A 24,975-nucleotide genomic window follows, 5' to 3' on the forward strand; every position below is an offset into this window, starting at 1 on the left:
TCAGCCTAGTTACGCCCCGGCCGTGCGGAACGCCCGTGTGCCCACCGTCACGGCGAGCGCGCCGAGGGCGAGGGCCACCAGCACCCCGTACAGCATGTGGGCGGAGGCGTACGAGCCGACGTAGGCGTCCCGCATCGCGTCCGCGAGGTAGCGCAGCGGCATGAGGTGCGAGAGGACGTCCAGCCAGCCGGGGGCGAGCGCCATCGGCAGTATCAGGCCGGACAGCAGCATGGACGGCACGGTGAGCGCGTTGACGGCCGGGCCGAACTCCTGGGGCGTACGGACCTTCATGGCGAGCGCGTAGGACAGCGAGGCGAGCGAGAGGGCCAGCAGGGCGACGAAGGCGAAGCCGATCAGGACGCCGGCGAGCGGCGCGCGCAGACCCGTCACCAGTGCCGCCAGGACGAGCAGCACCGACTGGAGCACGAGGACGGCGGCGTCGCGCAGGATGCGGCCCAGCAGGAGCGCGAGGCGGCTCACCGGAGTGACCCGCATACGCTCCACGATGCCCAGGTTCTTCTCGACGATGACGGAGAACCCGGCGAACGCGGCTCCGAACAGGCTCAGTTGGAGGAGCAGTCCGGGGACGAGGATCTGCCAGGACGTGCCCCGGGCGCCGAGCGGCAGACCGGTCAGGAGCGGGCCGAAGAGGAGCAGGTAGAGCAGGGGCATGAGGACGCCGAAGAGCATCGCGAAGCGGGAACGCAGGGTCTGGCGGGCATAGCGCCCGAAGATCAGCGCGGTGTCGTGGAGAAGCATCGGCCGGTACGTCCTATACGGCTACGGGGGCGGCACCGGCGGGCTCCGGGCCGCGGCCGGTGATGGCGAGGAACGTGTCCTGGAGGCTCGCGTCGAGAGAGCCGGTGTGGGCGAGTTTCAGCGCGGCGGGCGTGCCGTCGGCGACCACGACGCCCCGGTCGACGATCACGATCCGGTCCGCGAGCGCGTCCGCCTCGTCGAGGTGGTGGGTAGTCAGGAGGACCGTGGTGCCGTAGGTGTCGCGCAGCTCGCGGACGAGGTCCCAGAGGCCGGCCCGGCTGCCGGGGTCGAGACCGGTCGTCGGCTCGTCGAGGAACAGCACCTCGGGGCGGTGGGTGAGGCCGAGTGCGATGTCCAGGCGCCGTCGCTGTCCCCCGGAGAGCGCTGCCGTCCTGCGGTCCAGCACGTCGGTGAGGCCGAGCTCGTGGGCCAGTTCCCCGGCCCGCTCGGTCGCCCGCGGCTTCGTCAGCCGGTACAGCCGTCCCTGGGTGACGAGTTCCTCCCGCACCGTCACCTGCGGGTCGACGCCGCCCGACTGGGCCACATAGCCGCAGGCTCGGCGCACACCGGCCGGATCGCCGGCCAGGTCGCGGCCCGCGACCGTCGCCGCGCCGCCGGTGGGCGCGAGCAGGGTGGTGAGCATCTTGAGAGTGGTGGTCTTGCCCGCGCCGTTCGGGCCGAGGAGGCCGAGGATCTCGCCGGGCCGCACCGTGAGGTCGATGCCGCGCACCGCCTCGACCGGGCCGCGCTTCGTCGCGAAGGTACGGGCCAGGCCGGCCGTACTGATGATTGCCATGCCGCCAAGAAAAACAGAGTCACTGAAAATTTGCAATGACTCCAAAAATTCAGGAGCTCCAGCGAAAGCTACGATGCGTGCATGACCGAGGGGCTCAGGGAGCGCAAGAAGCGGCAGACCCGGCAGTACATCTCCGATGTCGCCACGGGGCTGTTCCTGGAGCGGGGCTTCGACGCGGTGAAGGTCGCGGAGGTCGCGGACGCCGCGAACGTCTCCGTGAACACCGTCTACAACTACTTCCCGGCCAAGGAGGACCTCTTCCTCGACCGGTCCGCGGGCGTGGTCGACCGGCTCGCCCGTTGGGTGCGCGGCCGTTCGAAGGGCGAGTCCGCCGCCGTCGCCGTCCTGCGCGAACTGCGCGAGGAGGTCGAGGCGGTCTCGCCCCGGCTCGGCCTGGCGGCGGGTGTCGCCCGCTTCATGCAGGTCGTCGACGACGCCCCCGCGCTCCGCTCGCGGCTCTGGGCGATCGGCCAGGAGGCCCTGGAGAACCTGGAGGAAGCCCTGCGCGAGGAGACCGGCGCGCCGCCCGGGGACCCCCTGCCGGGTCTCGTCGCCGGCCAGATCAACTGGGTGCACCAGACCGTCACGACGGTCATCAGCCGCGAGATGAGGGCGGGCCGCGCCCCGGACGAGGTGTCGCGCGAGATCCTCGTGCTCCTCGACGACCTGGAGGAGCTCCTGAGCCCGAAGGTTCTCGGCTACGCCGTACGGGCTGACGGATGATCCGAGGCCCGGTGACACTCCGGACCGGACGTGACGGGTGTCTCACGCCCTGAGACCGTGACACGCGTTACTTACGGGTTTCCCGCCCCCTTCCGAACGCTACTCTCCGCCGAAGAGGCATACACAAGCAGCGTGTTAAGGGAGTACGAGTGGCTGGGAAGCTCGCCGTCATCGGAGCCGGACTCATGGGGTCCGGTATCGCCCAGGTCTCCGCGCAGGCGGGCTGGGACGTCGTTCTGCGCGATGTCACCGACGAGGCGCTGAACCGCGGCCTCGACGGCATCAGGGCCTCGTACGACAGGTTCGTGAGCAAGGGCAAGCTGGAAGCCGCCGACGCGGACGCCGCGCTCGCGCGGATCACGGCGACCACCGATCTGGACGCGGCCGCCGACGCGGACATCGTCGTCGAGGCGGTCTTCGAGAAGCTCGAGGTCAAGCACGAGATCTTCCAGGCCCTGGACAAGATCGTCCGCCCCGACGCCGTGCTCGCCTCCAACACCTCCGCGATCCCGATCACCAAGATCGCGGCGGCCACGGAGCGCCCGGAGCGGGTCGTGGGCGTGCACTTCTTCTCGCCGGTGCCGATGATGCAGCTCGTCGAGCTGGTCCGCGGCTACAAGACCAGCGACGAAACGCTCGCCGCCGCGCGGGAGTTCAGCGAGTCCGTCGGCAAGACCTGCATCGTCGTCAACCGCGACGTCGCCGGCTTCGTGACCACCCGCCTCATCTCGGCCCTCGTCGTCGAGGCGACGAAGCTGTACGAGTCGGGCGTGGCCACCGCCGAGGACATCGACCTCGCCTGCCGGCTGGGCTTCGGCCACGCCATGGGCCCCCTGGCCACCGCCGACCTCACGGGCGTCGACATCCTGCTGCACGCCACCGGCAACATCTACACCGAGACCCAGGACGAGAAGTTCGCCCCGCCGGAGCTGATGCGCCGGATGGTTGACGCCGGTGACATCGGGCGCAAGAGCGGGCAGGGCTTCTACAAGCACTGAACGATCATGCGGCGACCGGGATCCGGTCGCCGCATGTGCCACGGAAGCCGTGCACGCCTCTCGGATGTCACTCCATGAGGTGAATTCGGTATCGGTTCGCTTACAGACGGCAACCTCCGCGGCCCTCAGGCAGTCAGACCATGCACAACATGCAGACGCGAAGACGCGGAAACAGACACACGCGGAGTTACGAGACACATTCTCGGGGAGCGCATATGTACATCAGGGGCGACCACGCCGAGCTGGTCGTCGGGGGCCGCCTCGACGTACGCAGCGCGGCGGACGCCCGTACGGTCCTGCACTCGGCCGTCGACGACGGAGCGGGCGACCTGGTGCTGGATCTGTCCGAGCTGGATTCCTGGGACGCCACCGGGCTCGGTGTCATCATGGGGGCCCACCGACGCGCCGGGCGGTGCGGCCGACGGCTCGTGCTGCGCGGCGTACCGCCGCAGATGCAGCGCCTGCTGGTGGCCACCCGACTGCACCGGATCCTGGCGATCGAGGGCGGCATCGGGGTCGAGTCCCTGCCCCGGGTGTGACCTGAGCGCACGCCCCGGTCACTCCTCCACGTGCGCGACCGCGTACGCGCCCCGGCCGTCGCACTGCGCGCACCGCGTGCACAATCCTCACGAAGCTGTGATGCTTCGGGCGGCGCGGTACCCCGCCTGTTCATAGATACTGTGCGAAGGTTTAGGGTTCGGCTGCCCGCCGACCGAAACCCTACGAGCGGGCACCGGACCAGAAGCGACGAAGCGGTGTGCAGCCAGGCCGGGAGGGCATCGGCACACGACGCTTTTGGGGGGCTTGGAACATGGACCCGATCAACCGGGGAGCCGAAGAGCACGGCCATGACGACGACGGTCAGGTGACTCGCCCGCGCCCGCCGCGCGACCCGCTCGCAGCCGACCTCGGCCAGCACAAACCCGTGCCCGTCCGCACGGTCAGACTCGTCACGGGCGAATTCGCGCTCACGGTCAACCCCGTCGACGGCAGCGAGATAGAGAACTGCCCGCCGCACGAGCGGCCGGCGACGCCGGCCAGACACGGCGCCGCGAAACGCGCCGAACTGGCCCGCGCGGCCCAGCCGCCCGTTCCGCCCGGCCCGGCACAGCCCCGGCTGCCGCTCCTCGAACGCCACGAGGAGCGCGAGCAGGTCGTACGCCTCCTCGCGCGCGGCCGCTCGGTACGGCTCACCGGCCCCTCGGGATCGGGCCGCACCGTCCTGCTGGACGCCGTCGCCGAGGACTGCGCGGACCTCGCCCCGGACGGTGTCGTCCGCCTGTCCGGCCTCGGGCGCACCGCGAGCGACGTGCTGTACGACCTCTTCGCCGCCGTCTACGAAGCCCCCCTGTACCGCCCGGACCACGAGGAACTGCACCGGCTCGTCCGCGAGATCGGGGCGGTCGTCATCCTCGACGACGCGGAGATCGGCGGCAGCGCCCTCGACGTGCTGCTCGACGCCACCCCCGAGTGCGCCTTCGTGATCGCCGCCACTCCCGACATCCCGGCCCCGTCCGCCCAGGCCGAGCTCGACGAGGTCCTCCTCGGCGGTCTCGACCGCAGCGGCGGCCTCGAACTGCTGGAGCGCGCCGTCGGCCGCGTCCTGAGCGAGGACGAGTCGAACTGGGCGGGCGACCTCTGGTTCGAGTCCGAGGGACTGCCGCTGCGCTTCATACAGGCCGGAGCGCTGCTGCGGCAGCGCGACCGGATGCAGGCCAGCGAAGAGGCCTTCGACGACTACGGCGTCTTCCAGGAAGCCCCGGCCGACGCGACCTTCGAGACCGGCGACGGCACCGACGTACCGCTGCCCTCGCTCGCCGAGGGCGCCGCGCCCGCCGCGCTGCTCGCCTCCCGGCTCAGCGAGTCGGCGCGCGCCACTCTGCGCTTCGCCGTCGCGCTCGGCGGCGAGGTGCCCCACCAGGCCCATCTGCCCGCACTCGTGGGCGACACCCACGCCGACGCCGCGCTCGCCGAACTCGCGTCCTCCGCGCTGGTCTCCCCGGTCGGCTCCCGCTACCGGCTCGCCGCCGGGGTGCAGGCCCAGCTGGAGGCCTCCGGATACGCGGACACCGTCCAGGAGAGCGCGCTGGCCGCCGCGCGGCACTACACCTGGTGGGCCGGGCACCCCTCGGTCACCCCGGAGCGGGTCTGCGCCGAGGCCGACGCGCTGCTCGCCGCCCTGGACGTGCTCGTCCCGGTCACCACCGTCCCGCAGGACGAGGACGAGGAGAGCGTCTCCGTCCAGCTCGCCCGCACGGCCGCGCCCGCCTTCGCGGCGGGGCTGCACTGGAGCGCCTGGGAGCGCGTCCTGCGCTTCGGCGTCGAGGCCTCCGAGCTGGCCGACGACCTCGGTGAACAGGCCTACTTCCACCACGAGTTGGGTGTACTCGCGCTCTGCGGCCACCAGCTCGACCGGTCCCGCGCCGAGCTGGAGGCCTCCGTCGCCATGCGCGGCGAACTCGCCGACAAGCGCGGCACCACCGCCGGCCGCCGCGCCCTCGCGCTGGTCACCGACCGCTCGGGAACCCTTCAGCTGACCGGCGGGCGCACCGCGGCGGGTGAAGAGGTGCCCGACGCGCGTCACGAGGAGTCGGTGTCGCCTCCCGGCGGTGTACCGGCCGCCTTCCCCCGCAGCGACCCGTCGGGCGACACCCTCACGGTGCTCGCCCACCCGGGCAGCCCCGGCATTCCACCGGCCGGGCCGCGGAGCGTCGCGGGGCGGCTGGTCGCCGGAACCCGGCGCAATCTGGTGGCCGCGGGCGCGGGCGCGCTCCTCGTCGCCGTCCTCGGGACCGTGGTGACCCTCGGAGCGACCTCGGAGCACAACAACGACACGCCGTCCGAGAAGATCGGCGTCAACCCGTCGGCCACGCAGGACAGCCAGGAGGACAGCCTGGGCGCGGACACGCCGAAGAAGGGCGACGACTCCTCTCCCGGCGCGGTGGCCACCCCCACCGACCCGGGCCCCGACGGCACGTACGGCACCTCGGACGATCCGACCCCCACCGCCACGGCGAGCCGGCAGCCGTCCGGCGAACCGAGCGGGACGCACACCGGCACGAGCAAGCCCTCGAAGTCGTCGTCCGCGTCGCCGTCGAAGTCGCCCACGCACAGGCCCTCCTCGTCCCCCTCGAAGTCGTCGAGCGCCTCGCCGTCGGCGTCCTCCACGAAGTCGTCGAGCCCTTCGCCGTCCACGTCGCCGTCGGCCAGTACGTCGACGACCCCGGCCACCACCGACTCCGCAAGCGGCCCCGTGCCGAGCAGCGCGCCGGTGCAGACGTCGGCGGGCAGCGGGTCGACGGGAACCGGCTTCGCCACGACGTCGCCGAGCGGCACGCTGATCTGACCGTGGGGTCCGGACGTACCGGACCGTCTGGACAAAGGAGAGGGCCGGGTCCGATGGCGGACCCGGCCCTCTGCCGTATACGAACCAGGGGGGCTCAGAACAGCCGCAGCTTGTCGTCCTCGATGCCGCGCAGGGCGTCGTAGTCCAGGACCGCGCACCCGATGCCGCGGTCGGTGGCGAGGACGCGGGCCTGCGGCTTGATCTCCTGGGCGGCGAAGATGCCGCGGACCGGCGTGAGGTGCGGGTCGCGGTTCAACAGCTCCAGATAGCGCGTGAGTTGCTCCACGCCGTCGATCTCGCCGCGGCGCTTGATCTCCACGGCGACGGTCTGCCCCTCGGCGTCCCGGCACAGGATGTCGACCGGGCCGATGGCCGTCATGTACTCGCGGCGGATGAGCGAGTAGCCCTCGCCGAGGGTCTCGATGCGGTCGGCGAGCAGCTCCTGGAGGTGCGCTTCCACGCCGTCCTTGATCAGGCCGGGGTCCACGCCGAGTTCGTGCGAGGAGTCGTGGAGGATCTCCTCCATCGTGATGATGAGCTTCTCGCCCGCCTTGTTGATGACGGTCCAGGTGCCTTCGTCGTCGCCGGACCCCTCCTTCAGTGTGCAGGGCGGCGACATCCAGTTGAGGGGCTTGTAGGCCCGGTCGTCCGCGTGGATCGAGACGCTGCCGTCCGCCTTCACGAGGATCAGGCGGGGAGCCGACGGGAGATGGGCGGTGAGCCGGCCCGCGTAGTCCACGGAACAGCGGGCAATGACGAGACGCATGGTCGGCAACGCTACTCGACCGGTGGCGGTGTACGCGATTCTCGTGCCCGTCCCGCACCCGCCTCCCGTGACCTGCGCCGAGGAGGAACTCATGGTTCGCCTCATTTGTTCCTTCGGCTTCCGTCGCCCGGCCCGGCCGGCGTTCTCGCGGGTCACCCCATTGATCCTGAAGATTCCCTGTTCCTCCGTGGCCGATTGTCGGCCTACCCGCGGTTCGCTATGTGCCCATTCTCCTGGTGCCGTTACCTGCCGATGCTTACCGTATGAACGGGAGGTCGCGATGCATGTACTCAGCGTGTTCGGTATCGCGATCCCCGTCCCTGTCCGGCAACCCCCGATGTGTGGGGGTGCGAGAGGAGTACCCATGTCGCTCGACGTCTCACCGGCCCTACTCCAACAGGCCGAGCGAGGCGAGGTCGATGAAGCTGAATTCGTCGACTGCGTCCGGACCTCCCTGCCCTACGCGTGGGAGATGATCAGCTCCCTGGTGGCCCAGCTGAAGGTGGACGGCGGCAATTTCGCCGACAACCAGACGCCCCCGCCGGACGAGCAGGCACGTGGCCAGCTGCTGCGTGCGCTCGCGAGTGACGCGATACGCGGCGCGCTGCAGCGGCACTTCGGAGTGCGGCTGGCCTTCCAGAACTGCCACCGGGTGGCGGTGTTCCCACTGGACGACTCGGTGGACGACACACTGGCACGCTTCACCTCGGTCCGCAGTCAGCTGCTCAACCAGTCCCCGGAGTTCAGGGACTGCTGACGCACTGATGCCGCATTGCTTGCCGCTCCGTACGCGGGAGGTGCATTGGTACTGGGGCGGCAAGCTCCCCGCGTGTCCGGCCCGTCGGGCCGGACCCCGTGCGGTCACCTGAGCTGGGGCAGTACCTCGGCCCCCAGCCGCCGTACGTTCTCCTCGGTCGCCGCGAGGTCGCCCGAACCCTCGACGAGCAGGGCGAACCGCGCGATGCCGGTCCGCTCCGAGGTCGCCGCGAGCCGGTCGGCGCACAGCCGCGGCGTGCCCACCGGGTGCAGTCCGCAGAGCAGTTCGGTGTACGCCACCGGGTCCCGCATCGAGCGGGCACGGCCGTCGACCGTCACATGGGCGTCCAGTCCCTGCCTCAGCCAGCCCGGCATCGCCTTGACGAGTGTCTCGACGGCGTCGGTCCGGCGGTCCGCGATCTGGCAGACACCGGCGGAGACGTGGGCGGCCGTGAGGATCTCGTCCGAGGGGCGGCCCGCCGCGCGCGCGTGCCGCCTCCACAGCGCGACCATTTCGGCCTTCTCCTCGTCCCCGACGTGCATGCCGAGAAGCATCGGCAGCCCGCGTTCGGCGGCGAGCCGAATGCTCGCGGGCGAGGTGCACGCCACGACGACCTCGGTACCCGGAGCGCCGCTCAGCGCCTCCGACGGGCGCGGCACGACGGGGACTTCACGGAACGGGAACCGTTCGGAGGTGCCGGCGACCGACGGCTCGCGCAGCCAGCGGAGCAGCAGATCGAGTGACTCCGGGAACCCGTGTTCGTACGCCGCGAGGCCCGCGCCGAAGACCTCCAGATCGACCCAGGGGCCGCCCCGGCCGACTCCCAGTGAGAACCGCCCCCCGGACGTCAGGTGCAGCAGGGCGGCCTGCTCGCCGAGCGCCACGGGATGGACGGTGGGCAGCACGCTGACCGCCGTGCCGATCCGGATCCGGTCGGTGCGGCCGAGCAGATACGCGGCGAGTGTGATGGCCGACGGGCATGTCCCGTACGGCACGAAGTGGTGTTCTGCCAGCCAGACCGCGTCGAGCCCGGCCTCCTCGGCGACCTCGGCCGACCGCACCGCGCGGTGCAGGGCTTCTCCCTGGCCCTGCCCAGGGAACTGGGCGGCCAGTACAAAACTTCCAACGTGCATCGAACTTCCTGCTTCCTCGGCTCCGACACGGAGCTCCCCCACCCGGCATAACCGCCTGACACGTGCCGAAGACACGGCCTTGCGGGGAGATTTGCGGATTGTCTGGGAATTGGGCTGTCCGAAGACCGTCCGGGGGACTGTCCGAGGACTGTCCGAGGACTGTCCGAGGGGGGATCTGAGCGGGTCGGCGGAGTACGCGTACCCGTGTGCGTCCCGCGTAGGCTGGTGTCGGCCCCTGCTCCCTGTATAGCTCCGTGAGGTGTCCCTTGTCCCCGCGTCGCAACCGTCCGAAGGACACCGGCTCGTCCGGCAGGAGCCCGGAGGAGGACTCGTCGGACCGTTACGGCGGCTGGCAGTCCACGGAGAGCTGGCAGGGCGAGGAGTGGAGCGTGCGCCATGTGGCGGGCGCGAGCGCGCAGGGCAAGACCTACCGCTGCCCCGGCTGCGACCAGTTGATCCCCTCCGGGGTGCCGCACGTGGTGGCCTGGCCGGAGCACTCGGGCGTCGACGAGCGACGGCACTGGCACAAGGCCTGCTGGAACGCGAAGGACCGCCGCACCTCGCGGGTGCAGCGGTCCCGTAACGCGCCCAGGTTCTAGGGGCTGTTGTCCGGTTCAGGTGGCGCCGAGGCGCGGTGTGCCGTCGGCCGGGCCGTCACACGTCCCGGCGCTCCAGGAGGACGAAGGCGCCGACGACCGCCGCCGCCGTCACCCCGGCGAGCAGACCGAGCTGCGCACCGCCGTTGCCGCTCTCAGAGTCGAGCCGGAAGACATGGGCGAGGGCGTTCGGAGCGTTGTACTCCTGCATCTTCTCGCCGATCGTGCGCAAGCTCTCGGACATCATCAGGAACGCGGGCATGATCGCGGGCAGGAGCACGACACCGAGCATCGTGGTGATCGCGCCCGCCGAGTGACGCAGCATCGAGCCCACCGCGAGCGCGAGCACGCCGAGCAGGGAGACGTACAGCGCGCCCATCACGACGGTGCCGCCCCAGGCGACCTCGGAGGCTTCGCCGGAGGCGTCGCCGTGCATCCCCTCGGTGAACAGGCCGACGAGACCGATCGAGAACGCCGAGACGGCGAACGCCACCGCGAAGAAGATGACCAGCTTGGCGGCGAGCACCCGGTGACGCTGCGGCGAGGCCGTGAACGTCGTACGGATCATGCCGGTGCCGTACTCGGAGGAGACCACCAGCACGCCCAGCGTGATCAGGCAGATCTGTCCGAGCATCAGGCCGAAGAACGCCGGGATCGTGTACGGCACGTCGCCGAAGTCCTCGTTCGTGGTCTGTGCGGCGACCAGGAAGCCGATGCCGACCACCAGGAGCAGGAAGATCCCGAGCGTCCACATCGTGGAGCGCACCGACTTGATCTTCGTCCACTCGGAGTTGAGCGCGTGCCCGAGGTGGGTGCGGGTGACGGGGATCGGCGAGGTGTACGAATTGCCGGGCGCCGCCTGCCAGTCGGGGGCAGCGGCGGCCTGCTGCGGCATCGGGGGCTGGGGCGTGCTCATCGGGCGTCCTCGGGCTTGGTCAGGTCGGCGGCGGGCGCGGTCGTGGGTGCGGACTCGGGCGCGGGCGCCGGAGCGGGCGCGGCGGCGGGCGGGCTCGCGGGGCCCTGGGCATACGGGTTGACGTCCGTGGCGCCGGGGGCCGCCGGAGCGCCGTACGGGCCCGGAGCGCCCGTGCCGGGGGCCGCGGGGGCGCCGTAGGGCCCGGTCTGCGGCATGGCGAAGGGCTGCCCGCCCTGCTGGGGCGGCAGCGGCGCGTACCAGCCGGGCTGGCCCTGGCCCGCCACCGGCATCTGCGGCGGCGGCATGGCGCCCGGCGGCAGCTGCTGCTGGAGCCCGGCCTTCTGGTCGACGGTCGAGCGGTAGTCGACGGCGCCCTGCGTCATCCGCATGTACGCCTCCTCCAGCGAGGCCTGGTGCGGCGACAGCTCCCACAGGCGCACATCGGCGGAGTGCGCGAGGTCGCTGATGCGGGGGAGCGGCAGTCCGGTGACGCGCAGCGCGCCGTCCTGCTCGGGCAGCACCTGGCCGCCGGCCTCGGTCAGCGCGGCGGTCAGCTTCTCGCGCTGCTGCGGCTCGGTGTCGGGGGTGCGCACCCGGGCGAAGTCGGCCGAGTTGTGGGAGATGAACTCCTTGATGCTCTGGTCGGCGAGGAGCTGGCCGCGGCCGATCACGATGAGGTGGTCGGCGGTCAGCGCCATCTCGCTCATGAGGTGCGAGGAGACGAAGACCGTACGGCCCTCCGCGGCGAGGGACTTCATCAGGTTGCGCACCCAGAGGATGCCCTCGGGGTCGAGGCCGTTGACCGGCTCGTCGAAGAGCAGCACCTGGGGGTCGCCGAGGAGCGCGGCGGCGATGCCGAGGCGCTGGCCCATACCGAGCGAGAAGCCCTTGGAGCGCTTTCGGGCCACGTCCTGGAGACCGACGACGCCGAGCACCTCGTCCACGCGGCGGGCCGGGATGCCCGAGAGCTGGGCCAGGCTCAGCAGGTGGCTGCGGGCGCTCCGGCCGCCGTGGACGGCCTTGGCGTCGAGGAGCGCCCCGACCTGGCGGGGCGCGTTCGGCAGCTTGCGGTAGGGGAAGCCGCCGATCGTCACCCGCCCGGAGGTCGGGTTGTCGAGGCCGAGGATCATGCGCATCGTCGTCGACTTGCCCGAGCCGTTGGGCCCGAGGAACCCGGTGACGGCACCCGGCCGGACCTGGAAGGAAAGGTTGTACACGGCTGTCTTGGCGCCGTAGCGCTTCGTCAGGCCGACTGCCTCGATCATTCTCCGCACCCATCGAAAGGTTCAGGACGTCGGGGCGCACGCCCCCGTAAGGGTTAGGAGGATATCCGGGCGCCGGCGGTTCCACTCAAGGGCAGGTAAAGTCCCGCCCATCGCCTGGTGAAAGATCCAGGAGAGGGCGAGATTTCGTACGGCCGTTCTGTCAGGTACTCGTCTTTCCTGGTGGGACGGGAAAAGAGAATGCGCGCCGGCCCGGCGGCGGGAAATTCTCAGACGCGCCCCGGCAGGGAATCGTCCAGCGGCGGAAGATCGTCGTACAGCCGCAGCTCGGCCGATTCGTCGAGGTAGGGCAGGAAGTCGGTCTGCGGCAGTACCCAGCCCTCCTCGCCGAAGATCAGCGTGCCCGCCTCGCGCAGCGACGGGTCGGCACCCGCACGGCGCACCCAGGCCGCGGGGTCGGGCCCGAGCAGGTCGCGCAGGCGCTCGGAGCCGGCCAGCAGGGCCGCGAGCAGCTCGGACTGGTCACCCCCGCCCGCGCGAGGCCGCCCGGTCTCCGGCTCGGCGAGCACACCGTGCGCGCTGAAGTAGATGTACGCGCCGCCGAGCCGTTCCCCGGAGGGCATCGTCATCGTGAACGCGTCGCCGGGGAGTATCGCCCGCCGGTAGTCGGGGAACTCGGTGTCGTCGACGGCCTTGAGCTGCGTCGAGTCCAGCCAGGTCACCACGAGCGTCGTCTCGGCCCCCCGGTCCACGTACGGCGTCCCGGCCACGTAGCCCGCCGGACTGATGTGTCCGGAGCAGCCCACGCCGATTCCGCGCACCCGCACCGGAACCATCGGCACCGCCGCCGGGATGCCCAGCCGGGTCAGCTTGTGGGAGACCTGCCCGGGGGAGGCGTTCGAACCGACGGCGATGACCGGGTGGCGCAGCCCGGTGCCCACCTGCCCCAGGTCGGCGAGGGCCTCGTCCAGCCGTTGCTGCGCCTGGCGCTCCTCCACGTACCACTCGCCGAGCCGCAGCGGCCTTACGTCGAGCTGGAGCAGCTCGCCGCCGGTCAACAGGGACGGCTCGGTGGTGGGCCGGCCGGGATACGTCAGGGGCTTCTGCGCGGGCACGTCGCTCAGGCCCAGCGCCTCGAGGCTTCGGTCCTTCGTCGTCACGGTGACGCCCTCCGGGGGTGGTGTCGCGCGCGTGCGGCCACAGCCTTTCACGCGAGATGGACCTGGGCCTTCATCCGAGGTGTACCCGTCGTGGGACCCGGTCTCCCCGGCTGAGCGCGGTTGGCCTGAACCGGCACCGGGAATCATGTCGCCCCTATTGTATGGGTCGGGGTGAAATCGGTTGCGGGGGAAGCGAGTTGAGGCTCATGAGGCAGGGGTTGGGGAGAGTGGGACGATCGGGGCGGGGACCGGCGCATCCGCGCTATCGCATGTCCGTTCGCTGGTGGATCGCGGGACGCACCGTCCACGCCCTGCTGCTGATGACTCTGGGCGCGCTGGCCGGACTCTCGGTCGTCGTGGCGGCGGCGTGGACGCTGACCGAGGACTCGCCGCGCTCGATGACGGAACGTTTCTCGGACGGGGAGCGGCTGCTCGACCTCAGCCTGGGGGTGCTGCGGGCCTGCGTCGGCACCGACAGCCTCGACCCCGAACCGGACAGCACCGCCCACCAGCTGCTCGCCACGCTCGCCTCCGTGACCGGAGCGCTGGTGCCGGCGGTGCTGCTCGGCATCGTCCTGATCAAGCTGTTCGCGCTGCGGCCCTTCGTCTGGCGGCGGCGGGCCAGCGTCTCGCACGCCTGGACCGCCGACTTCCCGGGCTACTCGCGGCGCCACGCGGACAGCGACGACGCCATCATCGCCGTCCGCTTCTACAACCGTTTCGACAACCTGTCGGTCGTGGACCTGCGGGCCCGCGCCCATCTGCGCTACCTGGAGGACTCCCCGCACGACGGCAGTCTCGTCATCTACAAGCAGTGGCTGAAGGTCCTGGACGCGCAGGGCGAGCCGGCCGACGAGCGGAGCTGGCTCGCGGTCGAACGAGGGGCCCCCTTCACGGTCTGGATACCGGTCGAGGCGCCGGTGGCCGAACTCCCGTTCCGCCGGATCCAGGGCAAGGACCTGTCCCGCTCGTCCGGGGTGAAACTGCTCGTCCGGCTGACCGCACGGACCGTCGGACTCGGCACCGAGGTCGCCGACGAGCGCTGGTTCGACCTGGAGGCCGGGGACTTCGAACTCGGCCGTTTCGTACCGCTCCAGCCGGACCTCGGCAAGGACGTGTGGCAGTGGGAGGGGTGGTCCGACTTCGACGGACTGACCCATCCCTGCCCGGACGGTGACGAGCCGCCCGGACGTCCTACGCGTCCCGCTTCTTGAGCAGGGCGTAGCCGCCGGCCAGGGCCACGGCCACCCACAGCGTCATGATGCCGAGGCCGCCCCAGGGACCGTAGGGGGTGTCGTCGATGGGTGTCACCACCCGCAGGATCCTGTTGCCGGCCTGGTCGGGGAGGTAGCGGGCGACCCTCTTGGTCGCGGAGACCGCGCCCAGGATGTTGGAGATCAGGAAGAAGAACGGCATCAGGATGCCGAGCGAGAGCATCGGAGAGCGCAGCATCGCCGCGACACCCATCGAGAAGACGGCGATGAGCGTCATGTAGAGCCCCCCGCCGATCACCGCGCGCAGCACCCCCGTGTCGCTGATCGACGCCTTGTGCGTGCCGAGCGCCGCCTGGCCCACGAAGAACGTGATGAAGCTGGTGATCATCCCGACGGCCAGGGCGAGGCCGGCCGCCACCGCGACCTTGCTGAACAGGAAGGTGCCGCGCTGGGGGACCGCCGAGAGCGAGGTGCGGATCATGCCGGTGCTGTACTCGTTGCCGACGACGAGCACCCCGAACACGATCATCGCGAGCTGGCCGAGGGTCATGCCCGCGAAACTGATGTACGTCGGGTCGAAGGTGAGCCGGTCCTGTCGGCTCATGTTGTCGAACTCGTTGTTGGAGAGGAGCGAGATGAGCAGGCCCAGCGCGATCGTGACGACCGCCGCGAGGCTCAGCGTCCACACCGTGGACGACACGGAACGGATCTTGGTCCATTCGGACCTGAGGACCTGGGTCGCCGCCATCCCGCTCAGCCCTTCTTCCAGCCGCTGCCCCACTGCGGGCCAGGGGCGGGGGGCGTGTCCGGCGGGCTCGGCGCGAGCTCCTGTCCCGGCGCGTCCGTGTGCGCGTGGTACTCGACCGACTCCGCGGTCAGCTGCATGAACGCCTCCTCCAGCGAAGCCTGCTGAGGGCTCAGCTCGTGCAGCACGAGCTGGTGCTGCGCGGCCAGCTCCCCGATGTGCTCCGGTTTCCCGGCGTCCACCTCCAGCGCCCCGCTGCCCGTCTGGACGACGGTGATCCCCGCGTTCCTCAGCACGTCCAGCAGCCGCTCGCGCTGCGGGGAGCGGACACGGACGTAACTGCGCGAGTTCTGCCGGATGAAGTCCGCCATCGAGGTGTCGGCGAGCAGCCTGCCCTGGCCGATGACGACGAGATGGTCGGCGGTCAGCGCCATCTCGCTCATGAGGTGGGAGGAGACGAAGACCGTACGGCCCTGGGACGCGAGGGATTTCATCAGGTTGCGGATCCAGTGGATGCCCTCGGGGTCGAGGCCGTTGACCGGCTCGTCGAACATCAGGATCCGCGGGTCGCCCAGCAGCGCGCCCGCGATGCCGAGCCGCTGGCCCATGCCCAGCGAGAACCCCTTCGCCTTCTTCCGCGCGACCGCGGTGAGGCCGACGGTGTCGAGGACCTCGTGCACCCGCGCCCTCGGGATGCCGTTGCTCTGGGCGAGGCACAGCAGATGGTTGAAGGCGCTGCGGCCGCCGTGCATGGCCTGGGCGTCCAGCAGGGCGCCGATGTACTTCAGCGGGTCCTTGAGCCGGTCGTAGTGCTGCCCGTCGATCCGTACGTCGCCGGCCGTGGGACGGTCGAGCCCGAGCATCATCCGCATCGTCGTGGACTTCCCGGCGCCGTTGGGACCGAGGAAGCCGGTCACGATGCCCGGTCTGACGGTGAAGGTGAGGTTGTTGACCGCCACCTTCTCGCCGTACCGCTTCGTCAGCCCCTCGAGCTCGATCATGCGGCCACGCTAAGACGGCCCCCAGGGGCCTGCCACCCGACGACAAGGCCCGCGCCCTCGGCAGAGGGAGCGGGCCCTGGTGTCGTGCTGTGCGGTTACCGGGACTGCTGTGCCGGAACCCCGCGGGAGATCGGCTCGTCCTCCGCCGGGCCGGTGGCGGCGGCCACCGCGGCGCCCGTGAGCGTCGCGAGCATCTCGCGGACGTTCGTGAGCTGCGCGTTGATCGAGTCGCGGCGGTTGGTGAGGGCGGCCAGCTCGCGCTCGGATTCCGAACGGATCCGGTCGGCCTTGGCGTTGGCGTCGGCCACGATGTCCTCGGCCTGGCGCTGAGCCGTCTCCACCGTCTGGCGGGCGCGGCGCTCGGCGTCCGTGCGCAGCTTCTCGGCCTCCAGGCGGAGCTGCTCCGCGCGGTGCTCGATCTCCGCGAGGCGCTTCTCGGCCTTGGCCTGACGCGAGGCCAGGTCGCGCTCGGACTGCTCGCGGCGCTTGGCGAGGTTCGTCTCGAAATCGGCGGCGGCCTGGGCGGCCTTGGCGCGGGTCTCCTCGAAGAGGGCGTCCGCCTCCTCACGCTTGGACGCGGCGTCCTTCTGCGCATCGGAGCGCAGCTGCGAGGCGTCGCTCTTGGCCTTCTCGACGATCCGGACGCCCTCGTCCTCCGCCTTGGACTTGCGGTCCGCGGCGAACGACTCGGCGTCGTTGCGCACCTGCTGAGCCGCCGACTCGGCGAGCTCGCGGTGCTGCTCGGACGCGCGACGGGCCTCCTCGCGCAGGTCCTTGGCCTCCTCCTCGGCGAGGCGGAGGATCTTCTCGACGCGTGCGCCGAGACCGGCGTACGACGGCTCGGCGTCGCTCACCTGTGCCTGGGCGTTCTGCGTTTCGAGATGGAGTTCCTCGATGCGCTTTTCAAGGGCGGTGATACGGGCCAGAGCGCTGTCACGGTCGGAGACGAGCTTCGAGATGCGTTCGTCCACCTGAGCGCGGTCGTATCCACGCCGCACAAGCTCGAAGCCGTAGGGGGAAGTGTCGCTCATGGGGTTCCTGTCGAATGAGACCGGTGAGGTGATAGGTGGAATCCTAGGGGGCAATGCGGTGTGTCATCGAGCGGATACGTGTTTGATCTGGAGAATGACACCCCTTTTGGGTGGCCGGCCGCCGGAAGGCTTGCCAGAACCTGTGACAAACGTCCTACTAAGCACGTAATCCACGCTTCCGTCCAGCTCTCCGACGCCCTGCCACCCGACCGGCCGTCGTCTAGCTCTCCGACGCCTTCCCACCCGACCGTGCCGCCCCCGCGGCCGCACCCGCCTTCACCGCGCCGTCCTTGCCGGCCGTAGGAGCCTCGAAGGACTCCAACGCTTCCAGGACATCCTGGACACGGGAGATCTCCGTGTTGATGTCCTCACGCCGGCGGACCAGGACCTCCAGGTCGCGCTTGCCCTCCTCGACGGCCGCCTTCGCCTCCTGAATCGCCTCGGACCTGATCTTCTCCGCCTCGGTGACGAGCGAGGACTTCTTCTGCTCGGCCTCCTTGAGGAGCCCCTCGGCCTTGCGCACGGCGGCGATCCGGACCTTGCTCGCCTCGGAGTTCGCCTCCGCCACCAGGTCCTTGGCCTTCGCCTCGGCCTCGGCGAGCTGGTCCTCGGCGGCCTTGATGAGCGCGTCGCACCGGTCGCCCGCGTTCTTCATCGCCTCGGACGACTCACGGCGCGCCCGCTCGTGCAGATCCTCGATCTCGGACGTGACACGGTCGCGCAGTTCCTCGGCGCGCTCCCGGATCGCCGTGGCGTCCCGGCGAGCGCCGATCAGCAGCTCGTCCGCGTCCGCACGGGCCCGCTCCACGCGGGTGTTGCCCTCGACGGTCGCCTCCGAGACGAGCCGCTCGGCCTCGCCACGCGCCACCCCGACCATCGTGTCGGCCTGCGACTCGGCGTCCGCCGTCGTCTTCTGCGCGCTCTGCTGCGCCTCCGAGAGCAGCTTGTCCGCCTCGGCCGCCGTCTCGGTGATGAGCGTGTCGACCTGCTCGGCCGCCTCGGAGCGCTTCTTGTTGGCCTCCCGGCGTGCCTCGTCCAGCAGGCGCTCGGACTCCTCGCGCGCCGCCGCCGTACGCCGCTCGCCCTCCTCCGTCGCCCGTACCTTGAAGCGCTCGGCCTCGGTGCGGATCCGCTCGGAGTGCTGCTGGGCGGAACCGACCGCCTCGGAGGCCTCGGCGCGCAGCCGCTCCGCGTCACCGGTCGCGTCCGAGATGAGCTTCTCGGCCTTGGCCACGGCCTCGGCGCGTACCCGCTCGGCCTCGGCCGCGGTCTCGGTGCCGAGCCGCTCGGCCTCCGCCGTCGCCTCCGTGATGAGGGTGTCCACCTGCGCGGCCGCGTCCGAACGGATCCGGTTCGCGTCCTCCCGGGCGTCCGCACGGGTGCGCGCGGCGTCCTGGTCGGCGTTCGCGATCGCGTCCGACACCTCGGTGCGCACCCGCTGGGCGTGGTCGGAGGCGTCCGAACGCATCCGCTCCGCCTCGGCGATCGCCTCCGCGACCGTGCGCTCCGCGAGGGCGCGCGCGGCCTCCGTCTCCTCGTTCGCCTCGCGCCGCAGGCGCGCCGCGTCCTCGGACGCCCGCTCGCGCTCGGCGTACGCGTCGGCGCGGACCCGGTCCGCCTCCTCCTGCGCCTCGGTCCGCGTACGGTCCGCCACGTGCTCGGCGGCCGAGCGCAGCCCGGTGATCTCGTCCTGGGCCTGCTCGTGCAGCCCCGCCACCGAGTCGCGCACCTGCTGCGCGGTCTGCTCGGCGTTGGAGACCATCTCGGTCGCGCGCCGGTCGGCCTCCTCGACGAGACGTACGGCCTCGGCCTGTGCCTCCTCGACGCGCTTGCGCGCGGAAGCCAGCAGTTCCTCGCTCTGCTCGCGGGCCCGCTCGCGCTCCTGGTCGGCCTCCTGGCGCGCCGAACCGAGGGTCTCCTCGGCCTCGCGGCGGCGCCGGGCGGCCTCCTCCTGGGCGGCGGCCAGCGTCTCGGCACCCTCGGTCGCCAGGCGCTCGGCCGCGGCCTGCGCCTCGCTCCGCACCCGGTCGGCGCTGTCCTGTGCCTCCGACTTGAGCCGCTCGGCCTCCGCCACGGCGTCCGAACGCAGCCGTACGGCGATGGCCTCGCCCTCGGCACGGGACGCCGCCGCGTCCGCCGCGGCCTCGTCGCGCAGCCGGTCGGCCTCCGTCTCGGCCTGAGCCTGGAGCGTACGGATCCGCTCGGCGGACTCCGAACGCAGCCGGTCGATCTCCTCGGAGGCCTCGCGGCGGATCCGCTCGGCCTCCGCGCGGGCGTCGGTCAGCGCCTGCTCGGCGGCGGCCAGACGCTCCTCGGTCTCGGTGTGCAGCCGGGCCAGCCCCTCGGCGGCCTCGGCCTGGCGGGCCTCTATGGCCCGCTCGGTCTCCTCGCGCTGCCGCTCGGCGGCCCGCTCCGCGTCGGCCGCGATCGTCTCGGCCTGCTCGACGGCGTCTGCGCGGTTCCGCTCGGCCTCCGCGCGGGTGCGCTCCAGCGTCTCCTCGGCCTGCCGGCGCAGCGTCGTGGCGCGCTCGATGGCCTCGGTGCGGACCTTCTCGCTGTCCGCCGTGGCGGCCTGGCGCAGCTCGTCCGCGTCCGCCTTCGCCTTGGCGAGCACTTCCTCGGCGGTCCGCGCGCCCTCCTCGATCTGCTGGACGGCCTCGCGCCGGGCCTCGGCGCGGATGCGCTCACCCTCGGCGACCGCGTCCGAACGCAGCTGCTCCGCGTCCCCGCGCAGCCGCCGCGCCTCCTCCTGGAGCTCGACCGTCTTGGCGCGGTACTCCTTGGTGTCGTCCTTCGCCGTGCCCTTGAGCTGCTCGGCGATGTCGTGCGCCTCGGCGCGCAGCCGGTCGGCCTCGGTCTCCGCCTCGGTGCGGATCCGCTCGGCCTCCTCGGACGCCGCCTTAGTGGTCCGCTTGGCCTCCTCGGACGCCTTGTCCAGCACGTCCTCGGCGGTCCGGGCCGCCTTGGCGAGCTGGGAGGCGGTCTCCTCGGCGGTGAGGCTGCGCGCGCTCTCCTCGGCCTCCGCGACGATCGTCTCGGCCTTGCTGCGGGCGTCCGCGACGATCTGCTCGGCCTCGGACTTGGTGGTCTCGGCCTCCTGGCTGGCCTCGCTGACCAGCCGGGCGACCTGCTCCTTCGCCGTCCTGGTGCGCTGTTCGTTGACCGACTCGGCGCTCGCGATCGTCTTCGAGGCGGCTTCCTTGGCCTCGTTCAGGACCTTGTCCGCCTCGGCCTGCGCCTCGCGCAGCGCCGTCTCGGCGGCGCTCATGCGCTGCTCGGCGGCCCGGCTCAGCTCGGTGGCCTGGCGGCGGGCGTTGTCCGACTCGTTCGCCGTGGAGCTGCGCAGCTGCTCGGCGTGGTCGGTGGCCTCCTGGGCCTGCGTCGAGGCGGCGTTCAGCAGCCGCTCGGCGTCCGTGCGGGCACGGCGCAGCAGCGCCTCGGCCTCCGCGCGGGCCGCCTCGGCGTCGGTGGTGAGCCGCTGGCGCGCCTCGGCGGCGACCCGCTCGGCCTCGGCGCGGGCCGCGGCGAGCGCCTGCTCGGCCTCGGCACGCGACTCGTCCAGCAGCCGCCGGGCCTGGGACTCGGAGCGGGCGCGGAGCTGCTCCGCCCACGCCACGTTCTCGTTGACGTGCGACTCGACGGTCTGGCGGCGTTCCGCCAGCTCCTGGTCGAGCTGCTGACGCCGGGTGACGGCCTCCTGGTGCAGCTCCGCCTGGAGCCGGGCCGAATGCTCGGCGTGCTCCTGAAGGAGACGCTGGGTCTGCGCCCGTGCCTGGCTGATCTCCCGCTCGGCGTCGACGCGCAGCTGGTCGGCCTGCATCTGGGCATTGCGGAGCATCTGCTCGGCCTGATAGCCGATGTCGGCCCCGTCGTAGGCAGGACGGGTCGCCAGACTGCGGCGCGCCTCATGCAGCTTGGCGCGCAGCACCTCGACCTGATAGCCGCGGTCCTCGGCGTGCTGGACGGCCTTCTCCCGCTCGGTCTTCAGCCGTTCCATCTCGGCCTCGAACCGAGAGAGGTGGTCGACGTCAGCCGCCGGCTCTCGCTCCTGGCGTTCGTAGCCCCGCACTGCGCGGTCCCATCCGTCCCCTGGTCGCAAGTAATTCCGAACGAGCACCGTTCTTCCGCCGAACGGGGCCCCCGGGGAATGGTGTCAGATCAACGGCTGAGCACGGGCTGCTGCCCCGACGCTCGCCCCCCGAAACCTGGACCCCGGCCCTTGGTCCCGCTCGCCGGAAGGCGCCAGGACCACGGCCGTCCCCCGTGAAAGGCGACGACCGACCCCAACCCTACCGGCCCAGATATACGGAGGTCAGTGCTCAGGTGACTCAACCGCCGCCGAAGTGACCAGTTCTGTCAGTACTCCGTGGCAATCCTTGGGGTGCAGGAACGTGATCCGGGACCCCATGGACCCGGTCCGGGGCTCGTCGTAGAGCACCCGCACGCCCTTGCCGCGGATGCCGGCGGCGTCACCGTCGACGTCCGCGGTGCCGAAGGCGATGTGGTGCACGCCCTCGCCGTTCTTGGCCAGCCACTTGCCCACGGCGGAGTCCTCGCGGGTGGGTTCCAGCAGCTGGAGGTAGGAGGCGCCGCCGTCGGACGTCTCGTTGATCTTGAGCATGGCCTCGCGGACGCCCTGCTCCTCATTGATCTCGGAGTGGAAGACTTCGAAGCCGTACGTCGCACGGTAGAACTCGACAGTGGCGTCGAGGTCGAAACAGGCGATCCCGATGTGGTCGATTCGCGTCAGCATGGAGTCAGTGCAGCGCTCCCGGCGTGGTTACGCAACGTGCGCGCGATCACACCGCGGGCCGGATGACGGGTGGCCTACCGCTCAGTACATTCTCAGTAAACCCTCGTTCACTCCTCGGCTGTGCAGCCGGTAAGGGGATCGCACCTCATGTCTGGAACGAACAGCAGTACCTCGGTGATCGTCGCGGGCGCCCGTACGCCCATGGGACGGTTGCTGGGCTCGCTGAAGTCCTTCTCCGGGGCCGACCTCGGTGGCTTCGCGATCAAGGCCGCCCTCGACCGTGCGGGCATCGGCGGCGACCAGGTGCAGTACGTGATCATGGGCCAGGTGCTCCAGGCCGGGGCAGGGCAGATCCCGGCACGTCAGGCCGCCGTCAAGGCGGGCATCCCCATGAGCGTCCCGGCTCTCACCATCAACAAGGTGTGCCTCTCCGGCCTCGACGCCATCGCCCTCGCGGACCAGCTGATCCGCGCCGGCGAGTTCGACATCGTGGTCGCCGGCGGCCAGGAGTCCATGACGAACGCCCCGCACCTGCTCCCGAAGTCCCGCGAGGGCTACAAGTACGGCGCCATCGAGATGCTCGACGCCATGGCCCACGACGGTCTGACGGACGCCTTCGAGAACATCGCCATGGGCGAGTCGACGGAGAAGCACAACACCCGTCTCGGGATCCAGCGTCCGGCGCAGGACGAGATCGCCGCCCTCTCGCACCAGCGCGCGGCCACCGCCCAGAAGAACGGTATCTTCGAGGCGGAGATCACACCGATCGAGATCCCGCAGCGCAAGGGCGAGCCCGTCGTCTTCAGCAAGGACGAGGGCATCCGCGCCGAGACGACCGCCGAGTCGCTCGGCAAGCTGCGCCCCGCCTTCGCCAAGGACGGCACCATCACCGCCGGCAGCGCCTCCCAGATCTCGGACGGCGCGGCCGCCGTGGTCGTGATGAGCAAGGCCAAGGCGCTGGAGCTCGGTCTGGACTGGATCGCGGAGATCGGCGCCCACGGCAACGTGGCGGGCCCGGACAATTCTCTCCAGTCGCAGCCTTCGAACGCGATCCTGCACGCCCTGAAGAAGGAGGGCCTGGAGGTCGAGGACCTCGACCTGATCGAGATCAACGAGGCCTTCGCGGCCGTCGCGGTCCAGTCAATGAAGGACCTCGGGGTGTCCACGGAAAAGGTGAACGTCAACGGCGGCGCCATCGCCCTCGGTCACCCGATCGGCATGTCCGGCGCCCGTCTCGTGCTGCACCTGGCCCTCGAACTCAAGCGGCGCGGCGGCGGTGTGGGCGCGGCCGCCCTGTGCGGCGGCGGCGGTCAGGGCGACGCGCTGATCGTGCGGGTGGCCAAGGCCTGACCCGCGTTCGAACGACCGACCCCTCGTGAACGGAGCTGTGATGCAGGACGTCTCCTCGCTGGTGACCCAGGCCAGGGAAGGGCGGCCGCGGGCGGTGGCCCGGCTGATCTCCCTCGTGGAGGGAGCGGCACCGCAGCTCCGTGAGGTCATGGCCGCGCTGGCCCCGCTCACCGGCAACGCGTACGTGGTGGGGCTCACCGGCTCGCCCGGCGTCGGCAAGTCGACGTCGACGTCGGCGCTGGTGACGGCCTACCGCCGGCAGGGCAAGCGGGTCGGCGTACTGGCCGTCGACCCGTCCTCGCCGTTCTCCGGCGGCGCGCTGCTCGGCGACCGTGTCCGGATGTCCGACCACGCCTCGGACCCGGGCGTCTACATCCGCTCGATGGCGACGCGCGGCCACCTGGGCGGACTGGCCTGGTCGGCCCCCCAGGCCATCCGTGTCCTGGACGCGGCGGGCTGCGACGTGATCCTGGTGGAGACGGTGGGCGTCGGCCAGTCGGAGGTGGAGATCGCCTCCCAGGCCGACACCTCCGTCGTCCTCCTCGCCCCCGGTATGGGCGACGGCATCCAGGCCGCCAAGGCGGGAATCCTGGAGATCGGCGACGTGTACGTCGTCAACAAGGCCGACCGCGACGGCGCCGATGCCACCGCCCGCGAGCTCAACCACATGCTCAGCCTCGGCGAGTCCCGGGGCCCGGGGGACTGGCGCCCGCCGATCGTCAAGACCGTGGCCGCGCGCGGGGAGGGCATCGACGAGGTCGTCGAGGCCCTGGAGAAGCACCGGGCGTGGATGGAGGAGCGCGGCGTCCTGGCCGAGCGCAGGCTCGCCCGGGCGTCCCAGGAGGTCGAGACGATCGCCGTCACCGCGCTGCGCCGGCGCATCGGCGACCTCCACGGCGACCGCCGTCTCAGCGCCCTCGCCGAGCGCATCGTCGCGGGCGAACTGGACCCCTACGAAGCCGCCGACACCCTGATCCAGGGCCTGACGGAGAGCTGAACCGGCCCGGCGCGAGGCCGGACACACGCTCCGAGTCGACCCGCACCCTCCCGTGCCGGGTCGGCTCGACGTGCCCCGGCACGATGCGGCGCGCACCCGCACGACAGGCCCCCCTGGCGGGAGCGGCACGACACAGTGCGCCGGGACCCTGGCGGGAGCGGGAGCGGGAGCGGGAGCGGCACGGCACGGTGTGTCCGGATCCTTGCGGGAGCCGCCCCGGCGGCGACGCCATGCCGCACCGCCCACCGGGGTGGAGCACTCGTGATCCGTCCCGGGGTGCGATGACACGGGCGGGTGCGCTCGCGGAGCGAGCGCCGGCCAGGCACCGGCTTCGCGCCGGTGCCCCGTGGGGCGCTTCGGGGTACGGCGCCACGCACGGGTGCGCCGGCATACGCGGGTGTGCCGCCGGGACGAGCGCCACAGGCGGTGCCCGTCGTCGTGGCGCTGGACGTGGGTCCCTCGCTCGGCGCGGTCGACTTCCTGGTCATGGCGTTCGCCTGTGCCGGCTTCTTCGTCGCCCGGGCCCTGACGACGTCGTATCTGATGGCCGACGCGGCGGCCCCGCCGGGGCTGTGCTTCGCGGTCTCGGGGGCGGCGGCCCTGGTCTGCGCGCGGAGCGCACGGTCCCCGCGCCCTGGTGCGGACGCGGGGACCGGTGCGGCCGGCGGCGCGCGGCCCGAGGTGCCGGACGGTGCGCGACTGCCCGGCTGA

General features: G+C 71.5%; 22 protein-coding genes. 10 read left to right on the plus strand and 12 right to left on the minus strand.

Annotated features, from left to right (window positions below):
• Positions 1 to 9: 9 nt before the first annotated feature.
• Both OG485_RS29055 and OG485_RS29060 read right to left on the minus strand, forming a co-directional pair.
• The gene (locus tag OG485_RS29055; protein ID WP_328671443.1) at positions 10 to 759 is read right to left on the minus strand and encodes an ABC transporter permease; all 750 of its coding nucleotides are present in this window, start codon (positions 757 to 759) and stop codon (positions 10 to 12) included.
• Positions 760 to 772: 13 nt separating this feature from the next.
• A complete protein-coding gene (locus tag OG485_RS29060) occupies positions 773 to 1,555 on the minus strand; it encodes an ABC transporter ATP-binding protein (RefSeq protein WP_328671444.1) in 783 nt (260 codons plus the stop codon).
• A gap of 81 nt (positions 1,556 to 1,636) precedes the next feature.
• Between OG485_RS29060 and OG485_RS29065 the strand changes: the two genes are divergently transcribed.
• The 4 genes from OG485_RS29065 (at position 1,637) to OG485_RS29080 (ending at position 6,622) form a co-directional block, all read left to right on the plus strand.
• Positions 1,637 to 2,278, plus strand: coding sequence for a TetR/AcrR family transcriptional regulator (locus tag OG485_RS29065; protein WP_328671445.1), 642 nt, complete (start codon positions 1,637 to 1,639; stop codon positions 2,276 to 2,278).
• Between the two features lie 149 nt (positions 2,279 to 2,427).
• Positions 2,428 to 3,276, plus strand: coding sequence for a 3-hydroxyacyl-CoA dehydrogenase family protein (locus tag OG485_RS29070; protein ID WP_328671446.1), 849 nt, complete (start codon positions 2,428 to 2,430; stop codon positions 3,274 to 3,276).
• 215 nt (positions 3,277 to 3,491) lie between these two features.
• A complete protein-coding gene (locus OG485_RS29075) occupies positions 3,492 to 3,815 on the plus strand; it encodes an STAS domain-containing protein (protein ID WP_261707178.1) in 324 nt (107 codons plus the stop codon).
• Positions 3,816 to 4,087: 272 nt separating this feature from the next.
• Complete coding sequence (locus OG485_RS29080) at positions 4,088 to 6,622, plus strand: ATP-binding protein (protein ID WP_328671447.1); 2,535 nt, start codon at positions 4,088 to 4,090, stop codon at positions 6,620 to 6,622.
• A 94-nt stretch (positions 6,623 to 6,716) separates the two neighbouring features.
• Here the strand turns inward: OG485_RS29080 and nucS are convergent, their stop codons facing one another.
• Entirely contained in the window at positions 6,717 to 7,388 is a 672-nt protein-coding gene (gene nucS, locus OG485_RS29085; protein WP_328671448.1) for an endonuclease NucS, read from the minus strand.
• A 364-nt stretch (positions 7,389 to 7,752) separates the two neighbouring features.
• On the opposite strand from nucS, the gene OG485_RS29090 reads away from it, so the two are divergent.
• Positions 7,753 to 8,145, plus strand: coding sequence for an SCO5389 family protein (locus tag OG485_RS29090; protein ID WP_266762851.1), 393 nt, complete (start codon positions 7,753 to 7,755; stop codon positions 8,143 to 8,145).
• Between the two features lie 104 nt (positions 8,146 to 8,249).
• Here the strand turns inward: OG485_RS29090 and OG485_RS29095 are convergent, their stop codons facing one another.
• Positions 8,250 to 9,278, minus strand: coding sequence for an LLM class flavin-dependent oxidoreductase (locus OG485_RS29095; protein WP_328671449.1), 1,029 nt, complete (start codon positions 9,276 to 9,278; stop codon positions 8,250 to 8,252).
• Positions 9,279 to 9,544: 266 nt separating this feature from the next.
• On the opposite strand from OG485_RS29095, the gene OG485_RS29100 reads away from it, so the two are divergent.
• On the plus strand, positions 9,545 to 9,877 hold the full coding sequence (locus tag OG485_RS29100) for an ATP/GTP-binding protein (RefSeq protein WP_328448092.1): 333 nt from the start codon (positions 9,545 to 9,547) through the stop codon (positions 9,875 to 9,877).
• Between the two features lie 55 nt (positions 9,878 to 9,932).
• Here the strand turns inward: OG485_RS29100 and OG485_RS29105 are convergent, their stop codons facing one another.
• The 3 genes from OG485_RS29105 to OG485_RS29115 form a co-directional block, all read right to left on the minus strand.
• Positions 9,933 to 10,790, minus strand: a complete 858-nt coding sequence (locus OG485_RS29105) for an ABC transporter permease (RefSeq protein WP_328671450.1) — start codon at positions 10,788 to 10,790, stop codon at positions 9,933 to 9,935.
• The gene (locus OG485_RS29110) at positions 10,787 to 12,055 is read right to left on the minus strand and encodes an ATP-binding cassette domain-containing protein (protein WP_328671451.1); all 1,269 of its coding nucleotides are present in this window, start codon (positions 12,053 to 12,055) and stop codon (positions 10,787 to 10,789) included. Before OG485_RS29110 ends, OG485_RS29105 begins: the two co-directional genes overlap by 4 nt.
• Before the next feature lie 227 nt (positions 12,056 to 12,282).
• Positions 12,283 to 13,173, minus strand: coding sequence for a hypothetical protein (locus OG485_RS29115; RefSeq protein WP_328671452.1), 891 nt, complete (start codon positions 13,171 to 13,173; stop codon positions 12,283 to 12,285).
• A 269-nt stretch (positions 13,174 to 13,442) separates the two neighbouring features.
• Between OG485_RS29115 and OG485_RS29120 the strand changes: the two genes are divergently transcribed.
• Positions 13,443 to 14,387, plus strand: coding sequence for a hypothetical protein (locus tag OG485_RS29120; RefSeq protein ID WP_328671453.1), 945 nt, complete (start codon positions 13,443 to 13,445; stop codon positions 14,385 to 14,387).
• Here OG485_RS29120 and OG485_RS29125 read toward each other — a convergent pair.
• From OG485_RS29125 to mce, 5 genes are all read right to left on the minus strand, one after another.
• Positions 14,368 to 15,135 carry an ABC transporter permease gene (locus tag OG485_RS29125; protein ID WP_328671454.1) on the minus strand — a complete coding sequence of 256 codons (768 nt, stop codon included), beginning with the start codon at positions 15,133 to 15,135 and terminating at the stop codon, positions 14,368 to 14,370. The genes OG485_RS29120 and OG485_RS29125 overlap by 20 nt on opposite strands.
• 5 nt (positions 15,136 to 15,140) lie before the next feature.
• Positions 15,141 to 16,133 carry an ABC transporter ATP-binding protein gene (locus OG485_RS29130; protein WP_328671455.1) on the minus strand — a complete coding sequence of 331 codons (993 nt, stop codon included), beginning with the start codon at positions 16,131 to 16,133 and terminating at the stop codon, positions 15,141 to 15,143.
• A gap of 95 nt (positions 16,134 to 16,228) precedes the next feature.
• Entirely contained in the window at positions 16,229 to 17,164 is a 936-nt protein-coding gene (locus tag OG485_RS29135) for a cellulose-binding protein (RefSeq protein WP_328671456.1), read from the minus strand.
• Positions 17,165 to 17,384: 220 nt separating this feature from the next.
• Complete coding sequence (scy, locus tag OG485_RS29140) at positions 17,385 to 21,233, minus strand: polarized growth protein Scy (protein WP_328671457.1); 3,849 nt, start codon at positions 21,231 to 21,233, stop codon at positions 17,385 to 17,387.
• 243 nt (positions 21,234 to 21,476) lie between these two features.
• Positions 21,477 to 21,917 (minus strand): methylmalonyl-CoA epimerase, encoded by a 441-nt coding sequence (gene mce / locus OG485_RS29145; protein WP_328671458.1) that lies wholly within the window; start codon positions 21,915 to 21,917, stop codon positions 21,477 to 21,479.
• A gap of 147 nt (positions 21,918 to 22,064) precedes the next feature.
• On the opposite strand from mce, the gene OG485_RS29150 reads away from it, so the two are divergent.
• The 3 genes from OG485_RS29150 to OG485_RS29160 all read left to right on the plus strand — a co-directional run bounded on the left by OG485_RS29150 (position 22,065) and on the right by OG485_RS29160 (position 24,975).
• Positions 22,065 to 23,267, plus strand: a complete 1,203-nt coding sequence (locus tag OG485_RS29150; RefSeq protein ID WP_328671459.1) for an acetyl-CoA C-acetyltransferase — start codon at positions 22,065 to 22,067, stop codon at positions 23,265 to 23,267.
• A 40-nt stretch (positions 23,268 to 23,307) separates the two neighbouring features.
• Positions 23,308 to 24,264, plus strand: coding sequence for a methylmalonyl Co-A mutase-associated GTPase MeaB (gene meaB / locus OG485_RS29155; protein ID WP_326790793.1), 957 nt, complete (start codon positions 23,308 to 23,310; stop codon positions 24,262 to 24,264).
• 426 nt (positions 24,265 to 24,690) lie between these two features.
• A complete protein-coding gene (locus tag OG485_RS29160; RefSeq protein ID WP_328671460.1) occupies positions 24,691 to 24,975 on the plus strand; it encodes a hypothetical protein in 285 nt (94 codons plus the stop codon).

The organism is Streptomyces sp. NBC_00328 (assembly GCF_036139655.1).
Classification (GTDB): domain Bacteria; phylum Actinomycetota; class Actinomycetes; order Streptomycetales; family Streptomycetaceae; genus Streptomyces.